General features: G+C 54.0%; 19 protein-coding genes. 15 read left to right on the top strand and 4 right to left on the bottom strand.

Annotation, left to right across the window (positions count from 1 at the left end; all coding sequences use genetic code 11):
* Positions 1-92: 92 nt before the first annotated feature.
* The 11 genes from EHT87_RS21825 (at position 93) to EHT87_RS21775 (ending at position 13,999) form a co-directional block, all read left to right on the top strand.
* On the top strand, positions 93-1,199 hold the full coding sequence (locus tag EHT87_RS21825) for a FecR family protein (protein WP_124908769.1): 1,107 nt from the start codon (positions 93-95) through the stop codon (positions 1,197-1,199).
* A gap of 198 nt (positions 1,200-1,397) precedes the next feature.
* Positions 1,398-5,033, top strand: a complete 3,636-nt coding sequence (locus EHT87_RS21820) for a SusC/RagA family TonB-linked outer membrane protein (protein WP_124908768.1) — start codon at positions 1,398-1,400, stop codon at positions 5,031-5,033.
* Positions 5,034-5,054: 21 nt separating this feature from the next.
* Positions 5,055-6,860 (top strand): RagB/SusD family nutrient uptake outer membrane protein, encoded by a 1,806-nt coding sequence (locus EHT87_RS21815; RefSeq protein WP_124908767.1) that lies wholly within the window; start codon positions 5,055-5,057, stop codon positions 6,858-6,860.
* Between the two features lie 355 nt (positions 6,861-7,215).
* Complete coding sequence (locus tag EHT87_RS21810; RefSeq protein WP_124908766.1) at positions 7,216-8,736, top strand: FG-GAP-like repeat-containing protein; 1,521 nt, start codon at positions 7,216-7,218, stop codon at positions 8,734-8,736.
* A gap of 172 nt (positions 8,737-8,908) precedes the next feature.
* Positions 8,909-9,454, top strand: coding sequence for an RNA polymerase sigma factor (locus tag EHT87_RS21805; RefSeq protein ID WP_229321239.1), 546 nt, complete (start codon positions 8,909-8,911; stop codon positions 9,452-9,454).
* A 1-nt stretch (position 9,455) separates the two neighbouring features.
* A complete protein-coding gene (locus EHT87_RS21800) occupies positions 9,456-10,049 on the top strand; it encodes a hypothetical protein (protein WP_124908765.1) in 594 nt (197 codons plus the stop codon).
* On the top strand, positions 10,046-10,942 hold the full coding sequence (locus EHT87_RS21795) for a DUF4097 family beta strand repeat-containing protein (protein WP_124908764.1): 897 nt from the start codon (positions 10,046-10,048) through the stop codon (positions 10,940-10,942). Before EHT87_RS21800 ends, EHT87_RS21795 begins: the two co-directional genes overlap by 4 nt.
* A 35-nt stretch (positions 10,943-10,977) precedes the next feature.
* The gene (locus tag EHT87_RS21790) at positions 10,978-11,751 is read left to right on the top strand and encodes a hypothetical protein (RefSeq protein ID WP_124908763.1); all 774 of its coding nucleotides are present in this window, start codon (positions 10,978-10,980) and stop codon (positions 11,749-11,751) included.
* A 30-nt stretch (positions 11,752-11,781) separates the two neighbouring features.
* Positions 11,782-12,600 carry a hypothetical protein gene (locus tag EHT87_RS21785; protein WP_124908762.1) on the top strand — a complete coding sequence of 273 codons (819 nt, stop codon included), beginning with the start codon at positions 11,782-11,784 and terminating at the stop codon, positions 12,598-12,600.
* Positions 12,601-12,700: 100 nt separating this feature from the next.
* Positions 12,701-13,126 carry an ABA4-like family protein gene (locus tag EHT87_RS21780; RefSeq protein WP_124908761.1) on the top strand — a complete coding sequence of 142 codons (426 nt, stop codon included), beginning with the start codon at positions 12,701-12,703 and terminating at the stop codon, positions 13,124-13,126.
* An 18-nt stretch (positions 13,127-13,144) separates the two neighbouring features.
* Positions 13,145-13,999, top strand: coding sequence for a TraB/GumN family protein (locus EHT87_RS21775; RefSeq protein WP_124908760.1), 855 nt, complete (start codon positions 13,145-13,147; stop codon positions 13,997-13,999).
* Here the strand turns inward: EHT87_RS21775 and EHT87_RS21770 are convergent, their stop codons facing one another.
* Positions 14,000-15,208 carry a DUF8457 domain-containing protein gene (locus EHT87_RS21770; protein WP_124908759.1) on the bottom strand — a complete coding sequence of 403 codons (1,209 nt, stop codon included), beginning with the start codon at positions 15,206-15,208 and terminating at the stop codon, positions 14,000-14,002.
* Between the two features lie 196 nt (positions 15,209-15,404).
* On the opposite strand from EHT87_RS21770, the gene EHT87_RS21765 reads away from it, so the two are divergent.
* From EHT87_RS21765 to EHT87_RS21750, 4 genes are read left to right on the top strand one after another with little or no spacing between them, the layout of a single operon-like run.
* The gene (locus tag EHT87_RS21765) at positions 15,405-16,064 is read left to right on the top strand and encodes a thymidine kinase (protein WP_124908758.1); all 660 of its coding nucleotides are present in this window, start codon (positions 15,405-15,407) and stop codon (positions 16,062-16,064) included.
* Positions 16,065-16,070: 6 nt separating this feature from the next.
* A complete protein-coding gene (gene porZ / locus EHT87_RS21760; protein WP_124908757.1) occupies positions 16,071-18,323 on the top strand; it encodes a type IX secretion system anionic LPS delivery protein PorZ in 2,253 nt (750 codons plus the stop codon).
* 29 nt (positions 18,324-18,352) lie between these two features.
* Positions 18,353-18,988, top strand: a complete 636-nt coding sequence (locus tag EHT87_RS21755) for a uridine kinase family protein (RefSeq protein ID WP_124908756.1) — start codon at positions 18,353-18,355, stop codon at positions 18,986-18,988.
* Positions 18,989-19,033: 45 nt separating this feature from the next.
* Positions 19,034-19,963, top strand: coding sequence for an alpha/beta hydrolase (locus EHT87_RS21750; RefSeq protein ID WP_124908755.1), 930 nt, complete (start codon positions 19,034-19,036; stop codon positions 19,961-19,963).
* Between the two features lie 106 nt (positions 19,964-20,069).
* Here EHT87_RS21750 and EHT87_RS21745 read toward each other — a convergent pair whose 3' ends face one another.
* From EHT87_RS21745 to EHT87_RS21735, 3 genes are all read right to left on the bottom strand, one after another.
* Positions 20,070-21,224 (bottom strand): acyltransferase family protein, encoded by a 1,155-nt coding sequence (locus EHT87_RS21745; protein ID WP_124908754.1) that lies wholly within the window; start codon positions 21,222-21,224, stop codon positions 20,070-20,072.
* A gap of 76 nt (positions 21,225-21,300) precedes the next feature.
* Positions 21,301-22,206: a prohibitin family protein gene (locus tag EHT87_RS21740; protein ID WP_124908753.1), complete on the bottom strand. Its 906-nt coding sequence runs from the start codon at positions 22,204-22,206 to the stop codon at positions 21,301-21,303.
* Between the two features lie 118 nt (positions 22,207-22,324).
* Positions 22,325-23,986, bottom strand: a complete 1,662-nt coding sequence (locus tag EHT87_RS21735) for a complex I subunit 4 family protein (protein WP_124908752.1) — start codon at positions 23,984-23,986, stop codon at positions 22,325-22,327.
* Positions 23,987-24,002 lie beyond the last annotated feature (16 nt).

The raw sequence follows: 24,002 nt of genomic DNA, 5'->3' as shown, positions 1-24,002 counted from the left end.
ATCAGAAAAGATAAAAAAAAGGGAGAACCGGAGGGTATATTTTTTAACCGCACTAATTGTAGGAGTGTAGGCGCACAAAATAGTGTTTTTTAGTGAAAACATTTAATCATTTCGGGCTAACCGATTTTCTTGAAGACGCGTCTTTTCGGGCGTGGGTGTTTGGTGAGGCCACTGATGAAGTCGCCTGGGAATGGGAACAGTTTCCGATTCTGCATCCCGACCGGGCACCGGTTTTCAAAAAAGCCCGGGAAATTCTGCGGGCTGTCGAAGGCGATACGTTTACGGTACCCGCTCCCCGGATTCGGCAGAACATCCGGCAAATCATGGAAGACACGGAACCGGCCGCCTTCGAACAACCGCGGCCCTGGTATCAATCCGCGCCCTGGCGTTGGGCGGCTGCGGCTGCGGTTTTGCTGATGGTCGCCTGGTTTGGCTGGCAGCGAACCCGGTCCCTCGCCGATCCATCCACGCAGGTGTATCACCAGCTCACCGCCGAGTCGAAAACGCCGTTGGACGAAGTGACCAATTCAACGTCCAAAAACCGCCTGGTGCTGCTGGACGATGGCAGTTCGGTGTTGCTCCAGCCCAATAGCCGCATCAGTTTTCCCAAACAGTTCAATCAACACGACCGGCGCGAAGTGTACCTGACGGGAGAAGCCTTTTTTGAAGTGGCTAAAAATCCGGAAAAACCGTTTTTTGTGTATGCCGACAACCTGATTACCAAAGTACTCGGGACCAGTTTCACCGTTCGGGCCAACGGAAAAGACCAAGTGAATGTGATCGTAAAAACCGGCAAGGTTTCGGTTTTTACCCGCAATGACCACAACCGGGTCGAAAAGCAGCAATCCCGCCAGTTGATCGGCCTGGTGTTGACGCCCAACCAGCGGGCGCTTTTTCACCGGGAAGACGGCCGGCTGCTGCGGTCGCTGGTCGAAGCCCCCGAATTGCTCGATTTACCCATTCAACAACCCATTTTCGAGTTCACCAGCACGCCAATCGCTGCGGTTTTTCGGACGCTGGAAAAAGCATACGGCGTGGAGATTGTGTACGATGCCGAGGTGATGAAAAACTGTTACCTGACGGCTTCGCTCGACGACGAGCCGTTGTTTGAAAAACTGAACCTGATTTGCGGAACCCTGGACGCTCACTACGAGCAGATGGATGCCAAGATCCTCATTAGCAGCAAAGGTTGCCCCTGATGATTTTTCTTAACCAATTAATCCTGATGAAATAACTATGAAGAGAGAACCCTCACCCTGAGTTGTCGCGCGAAAAGAGAGCCGGTGATGTTCCCGCATCACCGACTCGGAAATTCCCCCGGTGCCGTCTTACAAGCACATCCCAAAAGGATGCCGGGGATTTTTTGCCAATTGGAAACTGACAAACATTTCAAATGTATGAGAAACCACGTATATAATCAGCATGTACTGCTCAAAATCATGCGATTAAGTCTATATCAGCTATTCACGATTATTCTGGTTACCACCATGGCCCGGGCACACAATGGCTACAGCCAGAAAGTCCTTGAGCAGCGGATCACCATTTCCTTTGCCAGTCTGACCGTCGATCAGGCGTTGCAGAAGATTGCGAAGGAAACCAACGTAAAATTCATGTACAATCCGCGCATCTTTCGGCAGGATCGCGTTGGGCCGTTCGAATTCAGAAATGAAAAACTATCGACGGTATTGACCGCGCTCCTGGGTCCGGACATCCTGAATTACGAAACCGACAGCCGGCGGATCATCCTGAAACGCAACGACAGCCCGGCGCTCAACCAGCCGACCACAGGAAGCCCAAACGGCGAAAGCGTCAGACAGCCATTTACCGTAAAAGGCCGGGTTCTCGATGACAAAGGGACCGGGCTGCCTGGCGCAACGGTTCTGTTGAAAGGCTCGGCAAACCTCGGAACGGCCACCGACACGGAGGGGCAGTTTACCCTGAACGTTCCGGATGGCAACGGCACGCTGGTGATTTCCTCGATTGGCTTCACGAGTCAGGAAGTGGCCATCGGCAACCGGGCTACCCTGCCCGACATTCGGCTGACGTCCGACGTGAAAGCACTCACGGAAGTGGTGGTGGTGGGCTACGGTACGCAGCGGAGAAAAGACCTGACGGGTGCCGTTGCGGTGGTAAACGTAAACGAGCTACAGCAGCAGCCTACCTCTCAGATTACCAACCAGTTGCAGGGCCGTGCATCCGGGGTAACGGTATTGGGGTCGGGCCAGCCGGGGGAGGCTCCGCAGGTTCGCATCCGGGGGTTGAACACCTTTGGAAACAACCAGCCGCTGTATGTGGTCGACGGCGTTCCAACGCAGAACATCAACGACATCAACCCCAACGACGTGGCCACGATGCAGGTGCTGAAAGATGCCGGAGCCGCTTCGATCTACGGTTCGCGGGCGGCCAATGGCGTGATCATCATCACCACCCGGCGCGGTACGGGTAAGGTAAAAGTCCAGTATGATGCGTATTATGGCATTCAGACGCCGAAAAGCGGCAACGTCTGGGATCTGCTCGACCCGCAGGAAACCGCCCAGCTGAAGTTCAACGCCCTGCGGAACGCCAACCCGAACGCGGTGATCAACGACCCGCTCTACGGCAGTGGCGCAACGCCGGTATTGCCCGATTACATTGCTCCGCAAGGCGCGAAAGAAGGCGATCCCTCCGTCGATCCCTCGCGGTATAACGTCAATCCGAATTACACGGATGCGTCGCAGTACAACACGTTTAACCGGATTACGCGGGCGAACAAAAGCGGTACGGACTGGTTCCACGAGATTTTCAGACCGGCGCCCATCACGAGTCATAACCTGGCGGTGAGCGGGGGTGGTCCGCAGGGAAATTACCTGTTTTCGTTCAACTATTTCAACCAGCAGGGCACGTTGCTCAACACGTACCTGAAACGCTACACAATCCGGTCCAACAGCCAGTATAATGTTCGGGAAAACATCCGCGTCGGCGAAAACCTGGCGTTTTCGGTGTCGGATAACCCCCGGATCAATGCGCTGACGGAAGGCAGTGCGATCGGGATGGCGTTTCGGGAACAACCCATCATACCCGTTCGGGATATCATGGGCAATTACGCGGGCGGCTACGGTCAGGGATTGGGAAATGCCAATAACCCGGTGGCCATTCAGGAACGGACGCGCAACAACCGGGGGCTGAGTAACCGGCTTTTCGGGAATATCTACGCCGAAGTCGATTTCCTGAAAGATTTTACGGCCCGCACCAGCTTCGGGGGCGAAATCTTCATGGGAAATTTCAACTCGTTCTCCTTTCCAACGTATGAAAATCAGGAGAATACGACGAACAACTCCTACACCGAAAACACCTTCAGCGGCAACAACTGGACCTGGACCAATACCGTGCAGTACCAGCACAATTTTGCCAATGCGCACGACCTGAAAGTGGTGGTGGGTACGGAAGCCTACCAGAACCGGGGCCGGAACGTCGGCGGCTCGACGCAGAACTATTTCTCGTTCGATCCGAATTTCACGAATCTCTCCACGGGTTCGGGAACGCCGACAAACTACAGCAACCGGTATTCCGATGCCTTGTTCTCGCTGATTGGCCGGGCCGATTATACGTTCAAGGACCGGTATTTGCTGGGTGCCACCATCCGTCGGGATGGCTCGTCGCGGTTCCAGAATTACCAGTATGGCTGGTTCCCGGCGGTGAGTGCGGGCTGGCGAATTTCGCAGGAAAATTTCATGAATAGCCTGACCTGGATCAATGATCTGAAAATCCGGGGTGGCTACGGCGTGATGGGTAACCAGCTGAACGTCGATCCGGCGAATGCCTACACGACTTATGGCGGGGATCGGACCTCTTCGTATTACGCCATTACCGGGTCCAATTCCACGAATTTGCTCGGTTTTCAACGGACGCGCATCGGGAATCCGGACGCCAAATGGGAAAAGAACATCAACGCCAACATCGGTTTCGACGCGAGTTTGTGGAAAGGTAAACTGGACCTGACCGTCGATTATTACCACAAGGAAGTGCGCGATCTGCTGTATACACTTGAACTGGCCGGAACGGCGGGTTTGGGAACAGCTCCGGCGGTCAACGTGGCCCGGATGCGCAACAAGGGGCTCGATCTGGCAGCTTCCAGTAACTTTAACGTCACAAGCGATCTGAAACTGAACGCAACGCTGACGTTCACGACCTACAACAACAAGATCGTTTCGCTGGCCGAAGGCATCGATTATTTCGATCAGGAAGGTCGCCGGTTTAACGGAAGCTACATTGTCCGCAACGCCGTGGGGCATTCCATCGGGCAGTTTTACGGCTACAAAGTGGCCGGTTTCTGGAATTCGCAGGAGGAAATCAACCAGGCCAACGCCCAGGCGCAGCAGAAAACGGGCAACGCCAGCGCCATTTACCAGAGCGATGTGGCCGTGGGTCGTTTCCGGTATGCCGATACCAATGGCGACGGACAGGTTACCGATGCCGACCGGACGTACCTGGGCAATCCAAACCCCAAATTTACGTACGGTCTGAACCTGGGAGCTACCTACAAAGCCTTCGATTTCAGCCTCTTTCTGTACGGTTCGCAGGGCAACGACATCTGGAACAACGTAAAGTGGTGGACCGACTTCAACGCCAATTTCCAGGGTGCCAAGAGCCAGACGGCTTTGTATGATTCCTGGACGCCGGAAAACCACAACGCGTCGGCCCCCATTCAGGAAACCGTCGGATCGTTCAGCTCGGCCAACGTTCCGAACTCGTATTTCGTGGAAAACGGCTCGTACCTGCGGGCCAAAAATGCGCAGCTGGGCTACACGTTCCCCGCCAGTACGCTGAAGAAAGTGGGTATCGAACGGCTGCGGGTGTATGTGCAGTCGGCCAACCTGTTCACGATCACGAAGTACTCCGGTCTGGATCCTGAAATTGGAACAACGGCCAACACTAACAACAGTTCGGGCGGCAGTTTGAACCAGTCGTTTTCGACAACCACGTCGTTTGGGATCGACGAAGGCGTGTATCCCAACCAGCGCCAGTTCCTGTTTGGTCTGAATGTGACGTTTTAATTCTTAGTTAACCCGGAAAAAATGAAACTAGCAAATTATATGGCCCTTGTGGCCGTTGTAGCCGCCGGACTGCTGTCCGATGCCTGCAAAGACAGTCTCGAAATACCGGCACAGGGCGCACTGAGTGATCAGACCCTGGCCACCCGAAGTGGCGTCGATGCCTTGCTGACGGGAGCGTATGCGGCTCTCGATGGCCAGTTCAACGATGGATCTGCCTTGAACCTGGCCCGAACCAACGCCTGGGAAGCCTCGCCCAGCAACTGGGTGTATGGGAGCATTGCCGGTGGGGAAGCCCACAAAGGCAGTGACGGCAGTGACCAGCCAGCCATCGATGCCATTGCCAAGTTCACGGCGGACCCCAGCAACGGGTATTTCAACGGAAAATGGCGGACGGTGTATGAGGGCGTCAACCGCACCAACTCGGTTTTGCGGGTGCTGGCTCAGGCCACGGATGTGTCGGACGCCGACCGGACCAGTTTTACCGCTCAGGCGCGTTTCCTGCGGGGTCACTATTACTTCGAATTGAAGAAAATGTGGAACAAAGTGCCCTGGATTGACGAAACCGTTGATACGCCCGACGCCAGCGGCCAGAACAACAACGAGGACATCTGGCCGAAAATCGAGGCCGATTTCAAATACGCGATGGACAACCTGCCCGCAACGCAGTCGGAAATTGGCCGGGTTAACAAATGGGCTGCGGCATCGTATCTGGCCAAAACGTATTTGTACGAACACAAGTACGCGGAAGCCAAGACGGTTTTCGATCAGGTGGTCGGCCAGGGTGTAACCAGCAACGGACTGAAATATGCCTTGATGCCGAAATACCACGACAATTTCGACGCAGCTACGGAAAACAATTCGGAGTCGGTTTTTCAGATTCAGATGGTGGCCAACGACGGTACCAACACGATTGCCAACGCCAACCAGGGCGATATGCTGAACTTCCCCTACGGCGACAGTCCGTTCCGGTGTTGCGGTTTTTACCAGCCTTCGCAGGATCTGGCCAACTCCTACCGGACGGATGCCAACGGGTTGCCGCTGGTGAGTACGTACAACACCCAGCCCGTCAAGAACGATCAGGGTATCGCTTCGGATCAGCCCTTCACCCCCGACGCCGGGCCGCTGGACCCCCGCCTGGACTGGACCGTTGGCCGGCGCGGTATTCCGTATCTGGACTGGGGCTACCACCCCGGCGCCAAGTGGATCCGGAGTCCGGGCCAGACGTATGCCGGTCCGTATTCCCCCAAGAAAAACATCTACATGCAGGCGACAGCGGGTTTATACGCCGATCAGCATTCCTGGGCGCCGGGTACGGCGATCAACCTGAATATCATTCGGTATGCGGACGTTCTGCTGATGGCGGCTGAAGCCGAGGCCCAACTCGGAAATCTGGCGCAGGCGCAAACCTACGTCAACCTGGTACGTGCCCGGGCGGCCAATCCAGTTAACTTCGTGTATACGTACATCGATCCGGCAAAACCGCTCAATGGCTACACCACCACGCCGGCCGCCAACTACAAGGCCGCCGTTTATCCGGCGGGGCGGTTTGCCGCACTGGGCAAGGATGGGGCTTTGAACGCCATTTATTTTGAGCGCAAACTCGAGCTGGCGATGGAAGGCCACCGGTTTTTCGACCTGGTTCGCTGGGGAATTGCGGAGCCGGTTCTGAATGCCTACTTCACGTATGAAAGTACGATAACGACCGACATCCGCGGGGGGCGGTTTATCAAAGGCAAAAATGACTATTTCCCGATTCCGCAACGGCAGATCGACCTGAGTACGTCCAGCGGAACCTCGTCGCTGACGCAGAATCCGGGCTACAACTAACCCTTCATCAACCGGAAAAGAGGCAGTCCGTGGGCTGTCTCTTTTTGTTTTCGGGCTTTGATGTGCGTCATGTGGTTACCCCGGAGGGGTGTGTTGTCAATAGGATAATGATCACCAGAATGGCCCCAGGCCCCGGCGGGGCGTACTGATCCAGGTTAGGACAGGACGCTCCTCCGGAGCTTGAGAGCGTGGCAAATTATAAGATCCTATTTACAGACTGCCCCTCCGGGGCAAACCATCCTCATCCCTATTTCGCCAGAGGACCGGGCCACAAGGGCGGTTTCATGTTAATAACCAACGACTAGCCAAACTGCCTGAGTCTTAGCGGGGAGTTCTTATCAATTGACTCATACGAATGAAAAAACGGTCTTTCTTCACCATCATTTCCGGTATTTCTGTTGCGATTGGCAGCCTCTTCCTGGGCAGTTGTCAGTCGGGAAGCTCCACATCGGACGCGCCGGAAGACCCGGTTCTGGCGGAGGGAAAGCGGTTGGCTCAGCAGTATTGCAGCACCTGCCATTTGCCCGTCGATCCCGATGCGCTGGACAAAGAAACGTGGACCAGGCAGGTTTTGCCCGCGATGGCGCTCCGGCTGGGGCTGGAAGTGTGGCAGGGCAATCATTATTACCAACCCGCCAATGCGCAGATTTCGCAGGCCGACTGGATCAAACTCGTGAATTATTACGAGAAACTGGCGCCCGAAAAACCCAAAACCGCCCGGGTGCCCGAACCGCCCGTCGAGGACTGGGCTATTTTTACCCTGAAAAAACCGAAGACCGTTTCGCCGGAAACCGCAACGACAACGCTGGTCGCTATTGATGCGGCAAACGGTTCGATTTATTCCGGCAATTCAACGGACAACGGCCTGTACCGCTGGGACAAAAACCTCAACGCCACGCTGGTCAGCACCTTACCTTCCCCGGCCGTTCATCTGAACTTTGCCGCCCCCAGTCAGGCCGTCGTGACCTGCATTGGCGATATGAAAGCCATCGATGTGCCGAAGGGAGCCGTTTTGACGCTCAGTCTGGACGGACAAAAGCCGCCGGAACCGCTGGCGGCCAACCTGGTTCGTCCGGTTCAGACCACAGCGGGCGATTTTAACCACGACGGTTTGACGGATTGGATCGTCTGCGGTTTTGGCCACCTGACCGGCGGATTGTACCTTCTGAAACAGGGACCGGATCATCAGTTTGAGCGGATTTCGATTCGCGACGTGCCCGGCGCTACGCAGGCGCTGACCGGCGATTTTAACCACGACGGCTGGCTGGATGCGATGGTTCTGTTTGCCCACGCCGACGAAGGAATCTGGCTTTTTCTGAATGACCGGAAAGGCGGTTTTACGGAAAAGAACCTCCTCCGGTTTCCCCCGGTTTATGGTTCTACGCATTTTCAACTGGCTGACTTCAACCGCGATGGCCAACTCGATATTCTTTACACGTCGGGCGACAACGGCGATTATTCCAAAATTCTGAAGCCTTTTCACGGCGTGTATCTCTTTCTGAATCAGGGCAATTTCCGGTATCAGCAAGCCTGGTTTTACCCGATCAACGGCTGTACCAAAGCCGTGGCAGCCGATTTCGACGGCGACGGCGATCTGGATCTGACCACCATTGCGTTTTTCGCCGATTTGAAGAACAAGCCCGCCGAAACGTTTCTCTATTTTGAACAGGATAAACCGCTGCATTTCCGGCCGCACGCGGTTCCGGTTTCGGCCTATGGCCGGTGGATTTGCCTGGATGTGGCCGACTGCGACCGGGATGGCGATCCGGATGTCGTTCTGGGCAATTACTCGCAGGGATTTATCAATCAGCCGGATTTGAAACCCGCCTGGAATCCGCATCTTCCCCTGATTGTGCTGGAAAATAAAACCCGGTAAGCCCAGTCAGTTTTACCAGCGAATCCTGAAACCAGGTCTTTCGCTTTACCCCTGAATCCCCTTCAGGGGTAAAAGTGAAAGAGTAATTATTCATTATTTTTCCCTCCCCTTCCAACCTTTCCCGTTCCTTTCTGCACTTTAGGTTGAACGTTCCCTTAACGAAGTAACCTGTTTGACCTTTACGCCTGATACCACGGAAACTGAACTGGTGGATTACTGTCTGCGACGGGATCGGCCGGTGGAACAGCGGATGGCGCAGCGGTTGTTGTTCGAGCGGTATAAACGGGCCATGTTTTCGGTGGCGATGCGGATCCTGAACGACTACGACCACGCCAACGATGCGTTGCAGGATGCCTTTGTGGAGGTGTTCCGGCATCTGGACCGGTTCCGGTTTCAGTCGACGCTGGGCGTCTGGATCAAAACGATCGTGGTCCGGCAGGCCCTGCGGAAACGGCAACTCGAATGGCGGTTTGAAACCATCGACGAAACTGTCCACGACCAGCCCATCGAGGTCCCGGATACCATAACCGGGGCGGTCCTGGATGCGGCCATTCGGTCGTTGCCCGACGGGGCGCGGGCGGTTTTTGTGCTGGCTGAAGTAGAAGGTTACAAACACCACGAAATTGCGGCCATGCTGAATATTTCGGAAGGGACTTCCAAATCGCAGGTCAGTTACGCCCGGAAATTATTACGAAAAAAGCTCGCAGACCTGTTGTGACATGAACTGGAAAAAAGCCCTGCAAAACCTGCCCGAACACGAACCCCGGCCCGATCTGTGGGACCGCATCGACGCCGACCTGCGGGCCGATGCCGCCATCGACCGGGCGCTGGACGACTTACCGGTTCTGGAACCGGCAGCCGGTTCGTGGGAACAAATTGCCGGGCGTTTGGAAAAACCGGTGGTCCGTCCGCTTTGGGTTCGTTCGTTCCGGTGGGCCGCTGCGGCCGTCGTTGTTCTGGTGGGCGTTTGGGCGGTTTTGCAACCGGCTTCAGATGAAAAAGTGACGATTTCGTACAAAACTGAAGTCGTGGAAACTGACTTGACGAGTATGCCGGAACCGCTGCAATCGCTGGCCGATCAGAAAGCGGAGACGTTTATCAAGGAGCAGTGTGAACAACAAACGGTGGTGTGCCAGAAACCGGAAGTCAAGGAATTGAAGCAGCAACTGCACGAACTGAGCAGCCGCCAGGAAGCCGTTGAGCAGGAATTGCTGGTGTTTGGCAACGATCCGGCGCTGGTGCAGGCCCAGATCAAAATTGAAAACGAACGGGCGGAAGTAACCAAAGAACTGGTCCGGATTTTAACGATATGAAAACGCTGATTTTTCTACTGGCTTTCCTGACTCTTCCTGCCGCGGCCCAAACCCGGCTGCAGGTGGTGACGAAAACCGTGGAAAAGGAACTGGCCTACAACACGGGCCAGCGCGTGAACCTGACGGCCCAGAAAGCCGACATTACGATCAAAGGCTGGAATAAAGCCACGATTCTGGTCCGGCTGAAACTGATTGCCAAACACCCCGAGCGCGAGGTGGCCGAACGCGAACTGGCGTATCTGAACTACGACATTCAAACCCGCAACAGCGTTATCGACCTTTCCAACCGGTTTACAATTCCGCAGCGGGCGGGCGGGATCAAGGGCAATCTGAAGGCGGTTTTTGAAATCTGGGTGCCGACGCGCTGCCCCATCACCCTCCAGAACACCTTCGGCGACGTCACCCTCAGCGACCTGGCCGGAGAAGCCGCCCTGAAGCTGGAATTCGGAAAATTATCCCTGACCAATCTGAGCGGAAAAACAACGGTGGTGTCGGACTACGGCGACATTGACGCCAGCGAGTTGAGCGGCAGTTTCACCATTAAAGCCGAGAAAGCCGAAATCACCCTGCGCGACCTGGGCGGGAGCGGAACGATTCAAAGCCGCTACGGCAAACTCTCCATCCAGCCCGACGCCAGCCTGCTAACCCTAACCGTTCAGGCGACCCGGACCGAGGTTTTTCTGTATCCCAAACGGATGAACGATTTTCAGTATGAGATCGAAACCACGTATTCGACGATTCAGGTGCCGGATCTCTACAGCGAACACTTGAATGCCAGCAAGCGACGCTTCCTGTATTCACCAAACGGCAGCAAAAGCCACCTTTCCGTGACAAATTCATACAGTCCGGTGATCATTCAGCCGCCGGTCGGGGGCGTGACGCTGGCGAAATAGAAGAAAACCTATTCCAAAAATTGACCTTGATGGCTATGAAACGGATCATTTTTACGCTTCTCTTCTTTTTAAATTTTTATGCACTTTACGCCCAGTCTTCCAACGACCCAACAATTACGTATTCGCAGGAAGAATGCCAACTGACCACCAGCGAGCTTCAGCGTTTCATTTGCTACGTAACGCGGGCGAATATTGAGGAGAAAACCTTGCTAAAAATTGGCATTCGACCCAATTCTCTCTCGCCTTTATTCACTGACAACAAAAATGTGAGCTTAGGGCTTAATCTGGAACTAGTGGCTGAACATAAAATTAGCCCTTCTTTTTCGGTTCTGGCAGGGTTAGACTATGTTCCTCAATATAACTCGGTTAGGATCTATTCCAATGCAAAGCCGGGTGCGGGGCGAACTATGCGTTCATTCAGCAATCAGGTTAAAGCCCGGTTTGGGGGGCGGTATTACTACGCGATGGCACGGCGTATCCGGGAAGGAAAAACCGCTAACAACTTTTCGGGCAACTACGTTGGATTACAAGTTGACCGTCCAGTGATCTATCAGTATACTCAACATGATTACGATACGCCGACCGGCGAACCCATCACAACAAGGAATCATATTCCATTATTCCGACTAAACCAGCCGTCGGTAGAACTCACCTGGGGCTTACAGCGACGACTCTGGCGATTGGGCTACATTGATGTAAGCGCAGGCCCCAGAATGACTTTTATTGGCGAAAGTAGTATTCCAGCGGTATATGAAAAATACACGGTTTTCTCTTTTCAGTTCAACGCTTTGATCGGCATTGGGTGGTAATCGCCAAAACCGTGCAAAAATCTGATTTTTATGAAAACGATATCCACACCTATTTTTACTTTCCTTTTTCTTATCGGTTTACTCCTCCAGACGCTAAGTTCCAGTGCCCAGCAAACCACCTATTCCCAGGAAGACAGCACCATCACCACCGGCGAACTCAAGCGGTTTTACCGGTACATCACGCGGGCGAATGTGGAGGAGAAAACGCTGTTCAAGCTCGGATTCTGGCCCAATGCCGGGGATCGGGATTTCACAGGACGACCTTCCTTCCGGATTGGCCTGAACGCAGATGTGTCGGTGGAACGGAAAATAACGCCTTCCTTTTCGGTTCTGGCAGGTTTTGATTTTATGTTCCGGTATAATCGTTTTAATCAGTTTAGCGGTCCTTCTCTGGTTACCAGCCAGGACTATCGGGATTTCGACAAAGTTTTTCGGGGCTTTGTTTATGGAAAAGTGGGCGTACGGTATTATTACGGCATGGCTAAACGCATTCGGGAAGGGAAATCAGCTAACAATTTTTCGGGGAACTATGTTGGTCTTCAGTTCACCAAAGCCCTTTCCGTCCGCGTCATCCAGCATGTATATGACACCAGAACAGGGGCAACCATAGGTACCTATAATAATGATGTTGCTTATGGATACAATGCGCCCCTTTTTTCGGCCTTGTGGGGAATCCAGCGTCGATTAGGGCGACGGAGCTTCGTAGATATCAATGCCGGGCCGGAAGTAGCTATCCCGAAACGAGAAAAGAATCCCTATACGCTGGGGCCAATGTTCGAGTTCTATAAAAATAACTACCAGCCCAGCCTGACCCTCCGCGTCAATGCCGTCATCGGTTTAGGCTGGTAAGAAAGCCATACGATCAGATTACGGAACTGACGAAGCGCGTGGATGGATTTTTGTTGACTGTCAATTACTTTCCGTACTTTGTCCTGTCAACACCAACGCCATGTCCACCGATACCGTCTTTCAAATCGTCAACACCCTCGTGCTGCCGCAATGGCTGCTGATGCTCTTCGCACCCCGCTGGAAACCCACCGATTTCCTGACCAAATACCTCCCCATTCCGGCGCTGCTGGCCGTTGTCTATAGTTATTATCTTTTTTTCGGAAATAGCGCGCTGGATTGGCGATCGTTCAGTACGCTACAGGGCATTAAAACGTTATTTAGCCAGGATGCGGCTGTGCTGGCGGGCTGGATTCACTACCTGGCCTTCGACCTGACGGTGGGAAGCTGGATGCTCCGCAACAGCAAACGCCGGAAAGTACCGCAGGGCTGGATGATTCCGTGTCTGATTTTCTGTTTTCTGCTGGGTCCGGTCGGTTTGCTGTTGTACCTTGGGGTTCGATCCATGAAGCAGCAGACCATTTATTGATACCTTATTTTTGTAGCGATGAAAACGCTTTCTTTTTTATTTCTATTCGTCTCCACCGCGGCTTTTCCGCAGTCGCTGCTGTGGAAAGTGTCGGGTAACGGGCTGAAAAAACCGTCGTATCTCTTTGGTACCTACCACATTCTGAAAGACAGTTACCTGAACCAGAATCCGAAAATTAAATCGGCGTACGAAGGCGCGGAAGGCGTGGTGGTCGAAACCGAAATCGACTCGTCGGCCATGCTGTCGATGGCGATGCGGGGGCTGATGCTGGATAAGAGCCTCGACAAACTGCTTTCGGCGTCGGATTATAAACTGGTTGCCGACGAATTCAAGAAGGGAACAGGCTACGATCTGGGCCTTTTCAACCAGATGAAACCCATCGTGACGGCCACCATGCTCAGTCTGGCGTACGTCCAGAAACAGTCTGACACGCTCAGTAGCTTCACGGGTTTGCCGCTCGATCTGTACTTTGCCAGCGACGGCCGGAAGCGCCAAAAAACCGTCAACGCGCTCGAAACGATGGAGGAGCAAATGACTTTTCTCTTCGACCACGATCCGGTGGAAAAACAGGCCCAACAACTGGTGGAAATGGTGAAAGAAAAAGACGATATGCACGATATGAGCAAATCGGTTACCGAACTCTACCTGAAACAGGATTTGCAGGGCATGTGGAAAATGAACGAAAAAACCGGTAATTCTTTTGGCAACATGACCTACCTGCTCGACGAACGCAACCTGAACTGGATGAAGCGGTTACCGGGTCTGATGGCATCGCGACCTACCTTCGTGGCCGTTGGCGCCCTGCACCTGCCGGGTCCGAAAGGGTTGATTGAATTGCTGAAAAAGGAAGGTTATACCGTCGAACCGCTCTGATTACGCAAACCGCCGTTTCAGAATATCGATCAGCATCGCCACTTCGTCGCTGCTCATGTCCCACAAATACTGGGCGGCATAGCGGTATGAAACTAGATCGCGGGCCTGATCGTAGCTCGTCGCGCGGTTCAGTTCTTCAATCGCTTCGTTATAGGAAGCCGCGTTGCCGTTGAACAACTGGTTGATAAACATGAACTTTTGATTCAGCGAAATGCTTTTGCTGATGCTTTCGATGGGCGCGCGGTAAAACGTTTCGCCGATCGTCACCGGGCCACTGGTATCCTCCTCCACCTTCGCTCCCATTTCCAGTGTTGGGGCCTCATCCAGCCGGGTCGTTACATAACTGGGTTGCATGGACGGGGCGGTTGGTTCGGCCGTAGAGCCCGAATCCGATAAGAAATGCGTTTTTACCGTACCATCCGGATCGGGCGGTGTGCCGTTGACGGTTAGGCCCGACCCGTTGCTGACCGCCGGTGGAGTGGCCAGCGATGCTGCCGGAAGGGCGGTATTTTCAACTTCCGTATCGAAGAACGATTTAGCCGCCCCCGGAACCGGTTGCGGAGGTGTAAAATCATACGACGATTTGCGGAGTAAAACGCCCGGATCAAGCAGCAGTTTTTCCGAAAACAAAGGAATGTATTTCTCCGGTTTCTCCAGCTCACGACTGCGCTGCATCAAAATCTCGTCGAGCCAGTTCAGGGCCTGATTGACATAAACGACACTTTTGCCCTTCATCCGTTCCTCGATAGCCGCCGGAACGAACTTATTGATCTGGGTATACCGGGTCAGCAGGTGCGCGGCATCGGCCGTTAGAGAGAACTCGGGCTGGTTCCGCAGGGCTTCGTCAAAATAGTGTCGCGGGTCGAACAGCAGAATCAGCGTCCGGCGGGTGGCGTCGGCCAGCAGTGGCTCCAGATTTTCCCGGCGCACCGAAATATGCTGCGAGACGGTATTCATAAAAACCTGCATCGCCTGCCGGACATCCGGGTGTTCAAAATCAAAAAAAGGACTCCGGAAACGCTCCGCGTCGCTCCGCCATTTGTCGGACAAACTACCGATTACAAATAAATTGACCTGACTAACCGGACTTAGCTTTAACAACTCCTGGCCGCTGATTACGGTATGATGGGCAAAAAAATCACCCGCCACTTTCCGGGCGTATGATTTGCAATATTCAGTAAGGGAGGAGGCATTGAACTTGTTCGACATATCAAAATATCTTTGCTTTGTAAAGATATGATTTTCGCTTAGAATATTCCGTTCAGACATTGGTGAAATTCTCGTTAAAGCTGTTTTGGCCACTACAAGAAGAGTGCCAGATGTGGCAATACCGCCTGAATTAGCCCTGACCGACGCTTTGGTCGGGGATAATTCGTAAATTCATCCTATTCAACGCTACGAATGTATGTTTATTGAACCAAACCGCCGGCGTGAACCGCCCCACCTTCGCACGGGTTGGATTGAAGTGATTTGCGGCTCCATGTTTTCCGGAAAAACCGAAGAATTGATCCGGCGTATCAACCGGGCCGTAATTGCCCGGCTCAAAGTCGTCATTTTCAAGCCGTTGATCGATACGCGGTACCACGAAGAAAACATCGTTTCGCACAACGCCAATGCCATTCGCTCACAACCCGTCCAGTCGGCGCACGAGATTCTGGCGCAGGCCGGCGACAGTGAGGTGGTCGGCATCGACGAAGCGCAGTTTTTCGACGACAAAGAACTCGTTCAGGTCTGTAACAAGCTGGCCGACGAAGGCAAACGGGTCATTCTGGCCGGGCTGGACATGGATTTCGAGGGCAAACCGTTCGGCTGCATGCCGCAGTTGATGGCCATTGCCGAATATGTCACGAAAGTTCACGCCATTTGTGTCGTTTGTGGCGATATCGCCAGTTATTCCTACCGCCTGAGCAAATCCAAAGAAAAGGTCTTACTCGGCGAAACCGACAGCTACGAAGCCCGCTGCCGCCGGTGTTATAATCTGGGTAATCAGGTAGTTAGCAAAGAGTGGGTGTATGAAGATAGCAGTGATGAATTAAGAGTTAAGACGGGGCCGCCCGTGCGGTAAAGCGTTATGGGTTATGGGTTTAGGATGCGGGAGCGGATCTACCAGGCTTTTTTTGGTAATAAACGTTGCTGTCTTTTATTTTTAACTCTTCACGCATCACTCTTCACTCTTAACTTAGTTGCGCAGCCCGGCACCTGGCTAACGCATCCCAGCTTCCTTTCTGCCCAGACCCTGGCCGCGGTTCAGAATAAAATTTACTGCGCGTCGGAGAACGGTTTTTTCTACTACGATCCGGCGGCTAACGAAGCCACACGCCTGAGCCGCGACGACGGTTTTAGCGAATCCGGCATCAGCCAGTTGTTTTATTTAGCCGATCAAAAACGGTTGCTGATTGGCTACCGCAGCGGCACCATCGACTTGCTGGCCGTGACCGATACCGGCGAACCTGGCAACCTCACCACGATTACCCTTATACGTGATGCTGCGCAAATTCAGGGCAGCAAACGCATCAATCAACTGACCCGCGCCGGCAATGATGCCTATCTGGCCTGCGATTTCGGCATTGTGGTGCTCGATGTTGCCCGGGCCGAAGTCCGCGATACCTACCGCAACATTGGCCCCGGCGGAACACCCGTAACGGTGTATGCCACGGCGCTGGCGAATGATTCCATCTATGCGTCCACCTCGCGCGGACTCCTGGCCGCCCGCTTTGCACCAACGGTCAATCTGGCGTTTTTTGGCAGTTGGAAAACTGTATCGCTCCCACCGGGAACATCCGTCAAGTCGGTGGTAGGCGTCACTAACCGGCTCTATGCGGCCCTGCCGGGTCAGGGCGTGGCCGAGCGGCAGGGCGGACGCTGGACCGTGATCAAACCCCTGCCAACCATCACCGGACTGTTGTCAACCGCTACGGAATGGATCGCTACGGCCCCCGACGAACTTCAGCGGGTGTCGGGCGTTTTGATGCAAAATGCCTTACTGGGCGAACCCAAAGAAATTACCGAAGCCGCCGGGAGCTTCTGGGTGGCCGATTCGTTGTCGGGTTTGCTGCGAATTACCGGAACGGCCGTGCAGGCGGTTAGCCCCGATGGCCCCGCGTCGGATGTTTTTCAGCGGTTGGTTTCCAGCCCGTCGGCCCGGATTCTGGCGTTGCCGGGCGGTTTTACGGACGATTTAAAACCGCTGCGTCGCCGACGCGGATTCGATCAGTTTCAGGCTGGCCGCTGGCAGAACTTCCTCACTCCCGCCCTGCCCACCGATTTTGTCACGGCGGCTTACAATCCGGTCGATCAGCGGACGTATCTGGGTAGCTTTGGTGGCGGATTGTGGTCGACTACCAACCCGAATCCGGCGGAAGTCGTAAACCGGGTTTTTACGACCATCAGCAGCCTGGCCGTCGATCCGAACGGCGACGTCTGGCTGGCCACACCCACGCTGGATTTCGGCAGAGCCACGATTCAGGTCCGGCGAAAAAACGGGCAGTTCGAGTCGTTCACCCCCAGCCGCGGTGATATTCAGCAACTGATCATCGACGACAACGGTTTTTTGTGGATGCGGCTGAGCACTTACAACGGCGGTGGCATGCAGGTTTTCGATCCTGCCACGAAGCGGACGCGGCTTTTATCCGACCAGTCGGGCGAGGGGAGTTTGCCGGACCGGAACGTTCGGTCGCTGGTGAAAGACCGCGACGGGCTGATCTGGATCGGAACCGACAATGGCGTGGCGGTTTTTGATAATCCTTCGGCGGTTTTTACGGCGACAGTCAACGCCTACCGGCCCGTTTTCGACCGTCGGCGGTTGTTGAGTGGCGAATCGGTGACGGCGCTGGCCGTCGACGGTGGCAACCGGAAGTGGATCGGAACGGGCAACGGACTTTATCTTTTCAACGAAGACGGTACGGTTTTACTCAACGCGTTTACCGCCGACAACAGCCCTTTACCGTCATCGCAGATTACTGACCTCGCGATTGAACCCGCAAGTGGTGACGTATTCATCGCCACGCCCAACGGCCTGGTTTCGTACGGCGGAACGGCCAGCGAGCCAGCCCCGGTTTTCGCCGGAATAACCATTTTCCCCAACCCGGTTCGTCCCGATTTTGGCGGGTTGGTCAGCATTCGGGGGCTGGTTGAGAACACCGTCGTTAAAATTATGGATGCGGGCGGTCAGCTCGTCTACGAAACCCGCTCGCAGGGCGGAACGGCCACCTGGAATTTGCGCGACTACCGGGGGCGTTCGGCCGAAACCGGCGTCTACTTTGTTTTCGCCATCACCGCTGACGGCAAAGAAGGAATGGCCGGGAAATTGGCCGTCGTGCGGTAATTGTGGCTGCAACGTTTTATTTTTGCAAAATGACCACCAAACCATACATTGTCGGGATCACGGGCGGGAGCGCATCCGGAAAGACATCGTTTTTGAAAGGACTGATTTCCGCGTTTTCGGAAGACGAAATTTGCCTGATTTCACAGGATAATTATTACAAACCACTGGATCAGATTCCGCGCGACGACATTGGGGTTCACAATTTCGATTTGCCGCAGACGATCGACCACCTCCGGTTCGCGTGGCACATTCGGCAACTCCACGAAGGACAGGTGGTCGAAACGATGGAATACACATTCAATAATCCCAATGTGATTCCCCAAAAGCTGGTTTTCAGGCCAACGCCCATCATTGTGGTGGAAGGCATCTTCGCTTTTCACTTCGATGAAGTGGCCGAACAGCTTGATCTGAAGGTATTTATCGACGCCAAAAACAAGATTAAGTACGAACGGCGGATGGTGCGCGATCAGGCCGAACGCGCGTTGACGCCCGAGATGATCAAACACCAGTGGGACTACCACGTTCGCCCGACTTACCAGGAATTCATCAAACCCCACAAAGCCATGGCGGACATTGTCATTCCCAACAACCTGCACTACCAGAAAGGGCTGGAGGTTGTGATTGGGTATTTGAAGGGGAAAGTCGCTACTTTCGAGAAAAAATAACAAAACCGCTTGCCGATTTCGGTACCAATTTTTCCTGAACCTGTTATGAATTTTACGCTCACATTCCTCTCGGCGACGCTCTTGCTGGCCACCTCCGCTATGGCACAAAAACCGGAAACTGTTGATCTCTGGCCCAAAAATCAAATCCCAAATGCCATTCCGAACGAGGCTGTTCAGGAAAAATCGGAGCTGGGCAAAGACGGTATTTTGCGAATCAGTAACGTCAAAATCCCGACGCTGACGGCTTTTCTGCCGCCCAAAGACAAGGCAACCGGCGCGGCTATCATGGTTATTCCCGGCGGAGGATACGGTTTGCTGGCGTATGGCCACGAAGGCGAAGAAATGGCAAAATGGTTCAACGAACGCGGTATTGCGGCTTTTGTACTGAAACACCGCCTGCCCGACGACCGGATCGAAACCAATAAACACGAAGTGCCGCTGGCCGACGCCATGCAGGCCATGAAGCTGATTCGCCAGAATGCCGCCAAATGGAACGTAAATACCGACCGGCTGGGCGTGATCGGTTTTTCGGCGGGTGGACACCTGGCCTCGACCTTGTCGACGCATTACCACCGGGGCGCAACCGCTAGCGAAGACGCCAAGCCGAATTTTGCCATTCTGATGTATCCGGTGGTGACGTTTGGCGCGAAAGCCCACGGGGGTTCGCGGGATAATCTGCTCGGCAAAAATGCCAGTCCGGAGCAGATTGCCTATTATTCCAACGAATTGCAGGTTGACGGAAAAACACCGCCGACGTTTTTAGTACACGCGCAGGATGACAAAGGTGTACCGGTTGAGAACAGCATCGACTACTACCTGGCACTGACCAAAGCCAACGTCCCGGCCGAAATGCACCTTTATCCGAAAGGCGGCCACGGCTACGCGCTCCGCGTACAGGGCAAAGGCTCCATCGAAAACTGGCCTGTCGCCTGTGAAGGCTGGCTGAAGGCGATGGGGTTGCTGGAAAAGAAGTAAAAAAGAGTTGTCTCGCGGAGTTAAGCAGAGGAAAAAGGGAGTTAAGCGGAGCTTTTTTAAACTCCGCTTAACTCTTTTTAACTCCGCTCAACTCCGCGAAACAACCTCACACCCGTAAGAACACCTTCTTCTTATACAAGAAATACAGAAACGCCCATTTGACGGCCAGAAGCGCCACGACGGCGCCCGTCGCCCGGATGGGTTCGGAGAAGAAGCTGAGAATACCTTCGAAGAAGAATTTGGCGGCATATTCGAAATCGATGAACTCCCCGGCGATGTAAATCAGGATGGAATTCATGCCGATTACGGTGAAGAAAAACGCCCAGCCGCTTATTTTCTTCACGTCAATAATCCAGTAAAAAAGGGCCAGCATCAGGATGCTCCAGCCACCAGCCACCAGGGCGAACGAACTGGTCCACAGGTTTTTGTTGATCGGAAAAACCAGCCCCCAGCTGTAGCCGAGCACCAGGCAGGAAATACCGCCCAACACCAGCCACAGGGTTTTCTGGTCGCGGTGGGCGGATCGTCCGTCGCTGCGGAGCAACTGCCCGGAGAAAATACCGAGCAAAGCCGTTGCAATGGCGGGGATGGTCGAAAACAACCCTTCCGGATCATGAACTTTCAGGTACAGCCGACCCGGCAGCACCGATCGGTCGATGTACCCGGCCAGGCTGCAATCCAGCGTTAAGATGCCCGCTCCGCAACCCGGCACCGGAATAAGTTTCATCGCGGCCCAGTAGCCCAGCAATAAACCGGCAAACCAGGCGTACTGCACTTTCGGATTCGGGAAATACAGGTAGATCAATTGCGCACACATACCGGCCAGACCAATGCGGGCCAGTACGCTCGGAAACCGCATGTCGCTAATGGGTTTGGTGAACAATCCGTTGTTATAAATAATCCCGAGCACCACCAGAATCAGGCCGCGCGTGATCATTTTCCGGGCCAGTTCGCCTTTCGAAACACCCCGTTCGAGTCGGCCGCCAACGGCGAAGGGCGTGGAAACCCCCGCCATGAACAGAAACAAGGGAAAAATGCAGTCGTAGGGCCGGAAACCGTTCCATTCAACGTGGGTGAACTGATCGGCCATGAAGATGGCCCAGGCCCAGCCGGTGGTTTTGGCCAGTACGTGAAATAGCTCTTCTCCTCCGGCAATCCAGAACATGTCGAAACCCCGCAGGGCATCCAGAGACATCAGACGTCGGACGGGCGCGGGTTGGGCGAGTGCAGGCTCTGAAGCAGCCGTAGAAGATGATTGCATACTAGTTAGATTAGAAGACCGTATATACTACTGCGTCGGGTTTAGAATGGACTATTGGTTTCGGCCCGCAACCGGTTTACTTATCATTCAAAATCAACGGCACATTACCCCGACCGCCCATGATGACAATTTTGGCGTTGGGTGAAGCGGCCAGTTCACGTTGGGCCTTGATCTGTTCGTATTGCAACTGCCGGTCGGACAGGCCCGTCGACAGGATCTTCTGATAATCTGCAATACCCTGTGCTTCAACGCGTTTCCGTTCGGCTTCCTGCCGTTCTTTTTGCAGGACAAACTGCATTTTCTGCGCATCCTGCTCGGCATTGATCTTCGATTCGATGGTCGTTTTCACCGATGCAGGCAGATTAATGTTTCGGATCAATAATTGTTCCAGTAACAAACCTCGTTTCCGAAAATCCGCTTCGATGGTTTTGTAAATCCGGGTCTGGAATTCGTCCCGTTTGGTGGAATACAGGGCCACGGCGTCATAATAGACAGCATTATCCCGGATTCGGGTTCGGGTGATGGGCCGAACCACTTTATTCGAATAATCCGTACCGATGCTGCGGTAAATCTGGGGCGACTCGGACGGAATAACCCGGTAGAGAACCGTCAGGTCGATGACGACTTCGAGCCCATCGGCGGCCAGCACCCGAATGGCATCGTCGCCCTCGTTGTTGCCTTCATCATGCACGGCCGACATGGTATAATTCTGCGTTTTGATGTCGAATTCGGTGATCGAAACCAGCGGATTGACAAAACTCAGACCGCTTTCCAGTACGCGCTCCTGAACGCTGCCGAACAAACTCTGGACACCCACCGTTCCGGCGTCGATCTGGCGAACCGATGATGAAAGAAAACCAATCAGGATTAAAATAATTCCGACGACTTTGAGCGGCCTAGAAAAACGGGCAAACGTGAGCGAAGGGGTATTGACGGCGAAGCCCGTAATAAGGGCTAACAGGCCAAGAATAAGCAGAAACATAGTTTTACGTAGAATGGGTTGTAGCCCGTGGTGAGTTTGTCAGTACAACATGTTAAACCCCTGAAGAGTGCGGATTTAGAACTAGTAATGATACAAACTTTTATCCACAGAATCCCACTTATTCTACACTGAATCGCTGAATCCACTGCGCAACGGTCGAGTTGGTCAGATTGAACAAAACATTCGGAAATAAACCCAGCAGCAAAGCCAGAGCCGCCAGTGGAATCAGCATAAGCCGTTCGCGGGCGTCGAGGTCGGTGAGTTGCCCGGCGGTTTCGGTGCGCGACCAGAGTGGCCCGAAAAACATCCGCTGCAACGTCCACAAAAAATACGCAGCCGCCAGAATAATGCCCAATGTGGCAATGGCCGTCATCCAGCCGGGCAGCCAGAGGGATTGAAAACTGCCCATTAGTGTGAATAATTCGCCGATGAATCCCGAAAAACCGGGCAGGCCCAGCGAAGCAAAGAAGGCAATGGCGGTCAGGGCAGTGTAGCCCGGCATGGCGCTGGCCAGCCCCCGATAATTGTCGATGCGCCGGTCGTGGGTGCGGTCGTAGATAACGCCCGTGAGTAGAAACAGCATGGCCGACAAGACGCCGTGACTCGCCATCTGATACACCGCGCCGTTGATGCCTTCGGCGGTCAGCGACGCAATGCCCAACAGCACAAAACCCATGTGTGACACGGACGAGTAAGCAATCATTTTCTTGAGATCACTCTGCGCCAGGGCGTTGAAACCGCCGTAGACAATCGAAATGACGCCCAAACCGGCCAGCAACAGGGCGTATTCGGCCGCACCGTCGGGAAAAAGTCCCCAGCCGATTCGCAGAAAACCGTACCCGCCGATTTTTAGCAGAACCCCCGCCAGCACCACCGAAACCGGCGTTGGCGCTTCAACGTGCGCATCGGGCAACCACGTGTGGAACGGAACGACCGGCAGTTTGACGGCAAATCCCAGAAAAACACACAGAAAAGCCAGCATGCGCGACGGGATACCGAGTACGACAATTTCGCCGGTTGGCGACAGAAACGAGTTGGGCAGGTAATTCCCACCGTGGCTCATATACCGCAAATCGAAGGTATGAACCAGTTGCTGCGGCTGGATTTTAAAGTCGGCCAGTAGAAACTGAACCTGCCGGATGAGGTCGTCGGTGGCCTCGGACCGGTCGCTGATCAGGCCGATGTTCATCGCCGTTTCGACGGGGTCCATGACCGATATATACAGGCTGATCATAACCAGCAGAATCAAAACTGAACCCGCCAGCGTGTAAAGGAAAAATTTAATGGAAGCATATTCCCGGCGCGGACCACCCCACAAACCGATGAGAAAATACATCGGAAGCAGCATAAATTCGAAAAAGAGGAAAAACAGGAAGAAATCGAGCGCGATAAAACAGCCGATGATGGTTGCGGTCAGGAGTAAATACAGGGCGTAGTAGGCCTTCAACCGCTTGTCGATGGTCCAGGAGGAGATCGCACCGACGAGCATCACAACACCCGTCAGCAAAACCAGCGGCAAGCTTATGCCGTCGATTCCGACGAGATAATCAATCGAAACCACCCCGAGTGAGCCCAGCGTCAGGCTGATCCAGTCGGCGCGTTCAAGGAGTTGGTAATCGGCCTGCGTTGGGTCGAAAGCAACGTAAATGGCTCCGCAAACCAGCAGTTCAAGGCTGCAAACCGCCAGGGTGATCCACTTGTAACTATTTTTCAGACTGTCGGGTAAAAGAATTACCAGCAGTGAACCGAGCAAGGGAATAAAGATGAGTGATGACAGCATAGTATGGTGCCGGTAG

This window comes from Larkinella knui, assembly GCF_003858645.1.
Lineage (GTDB): Bacteria > Bacteroidota > Bacteroidia > Cytophagales > Spirosomataceae > Larkinella > Larkinella knui.
The sequence above is the reverse complement of the archived record's forward strand: the minus strand, read 5'-3'. Positions and strand labels throughout refer to the sequence as shown.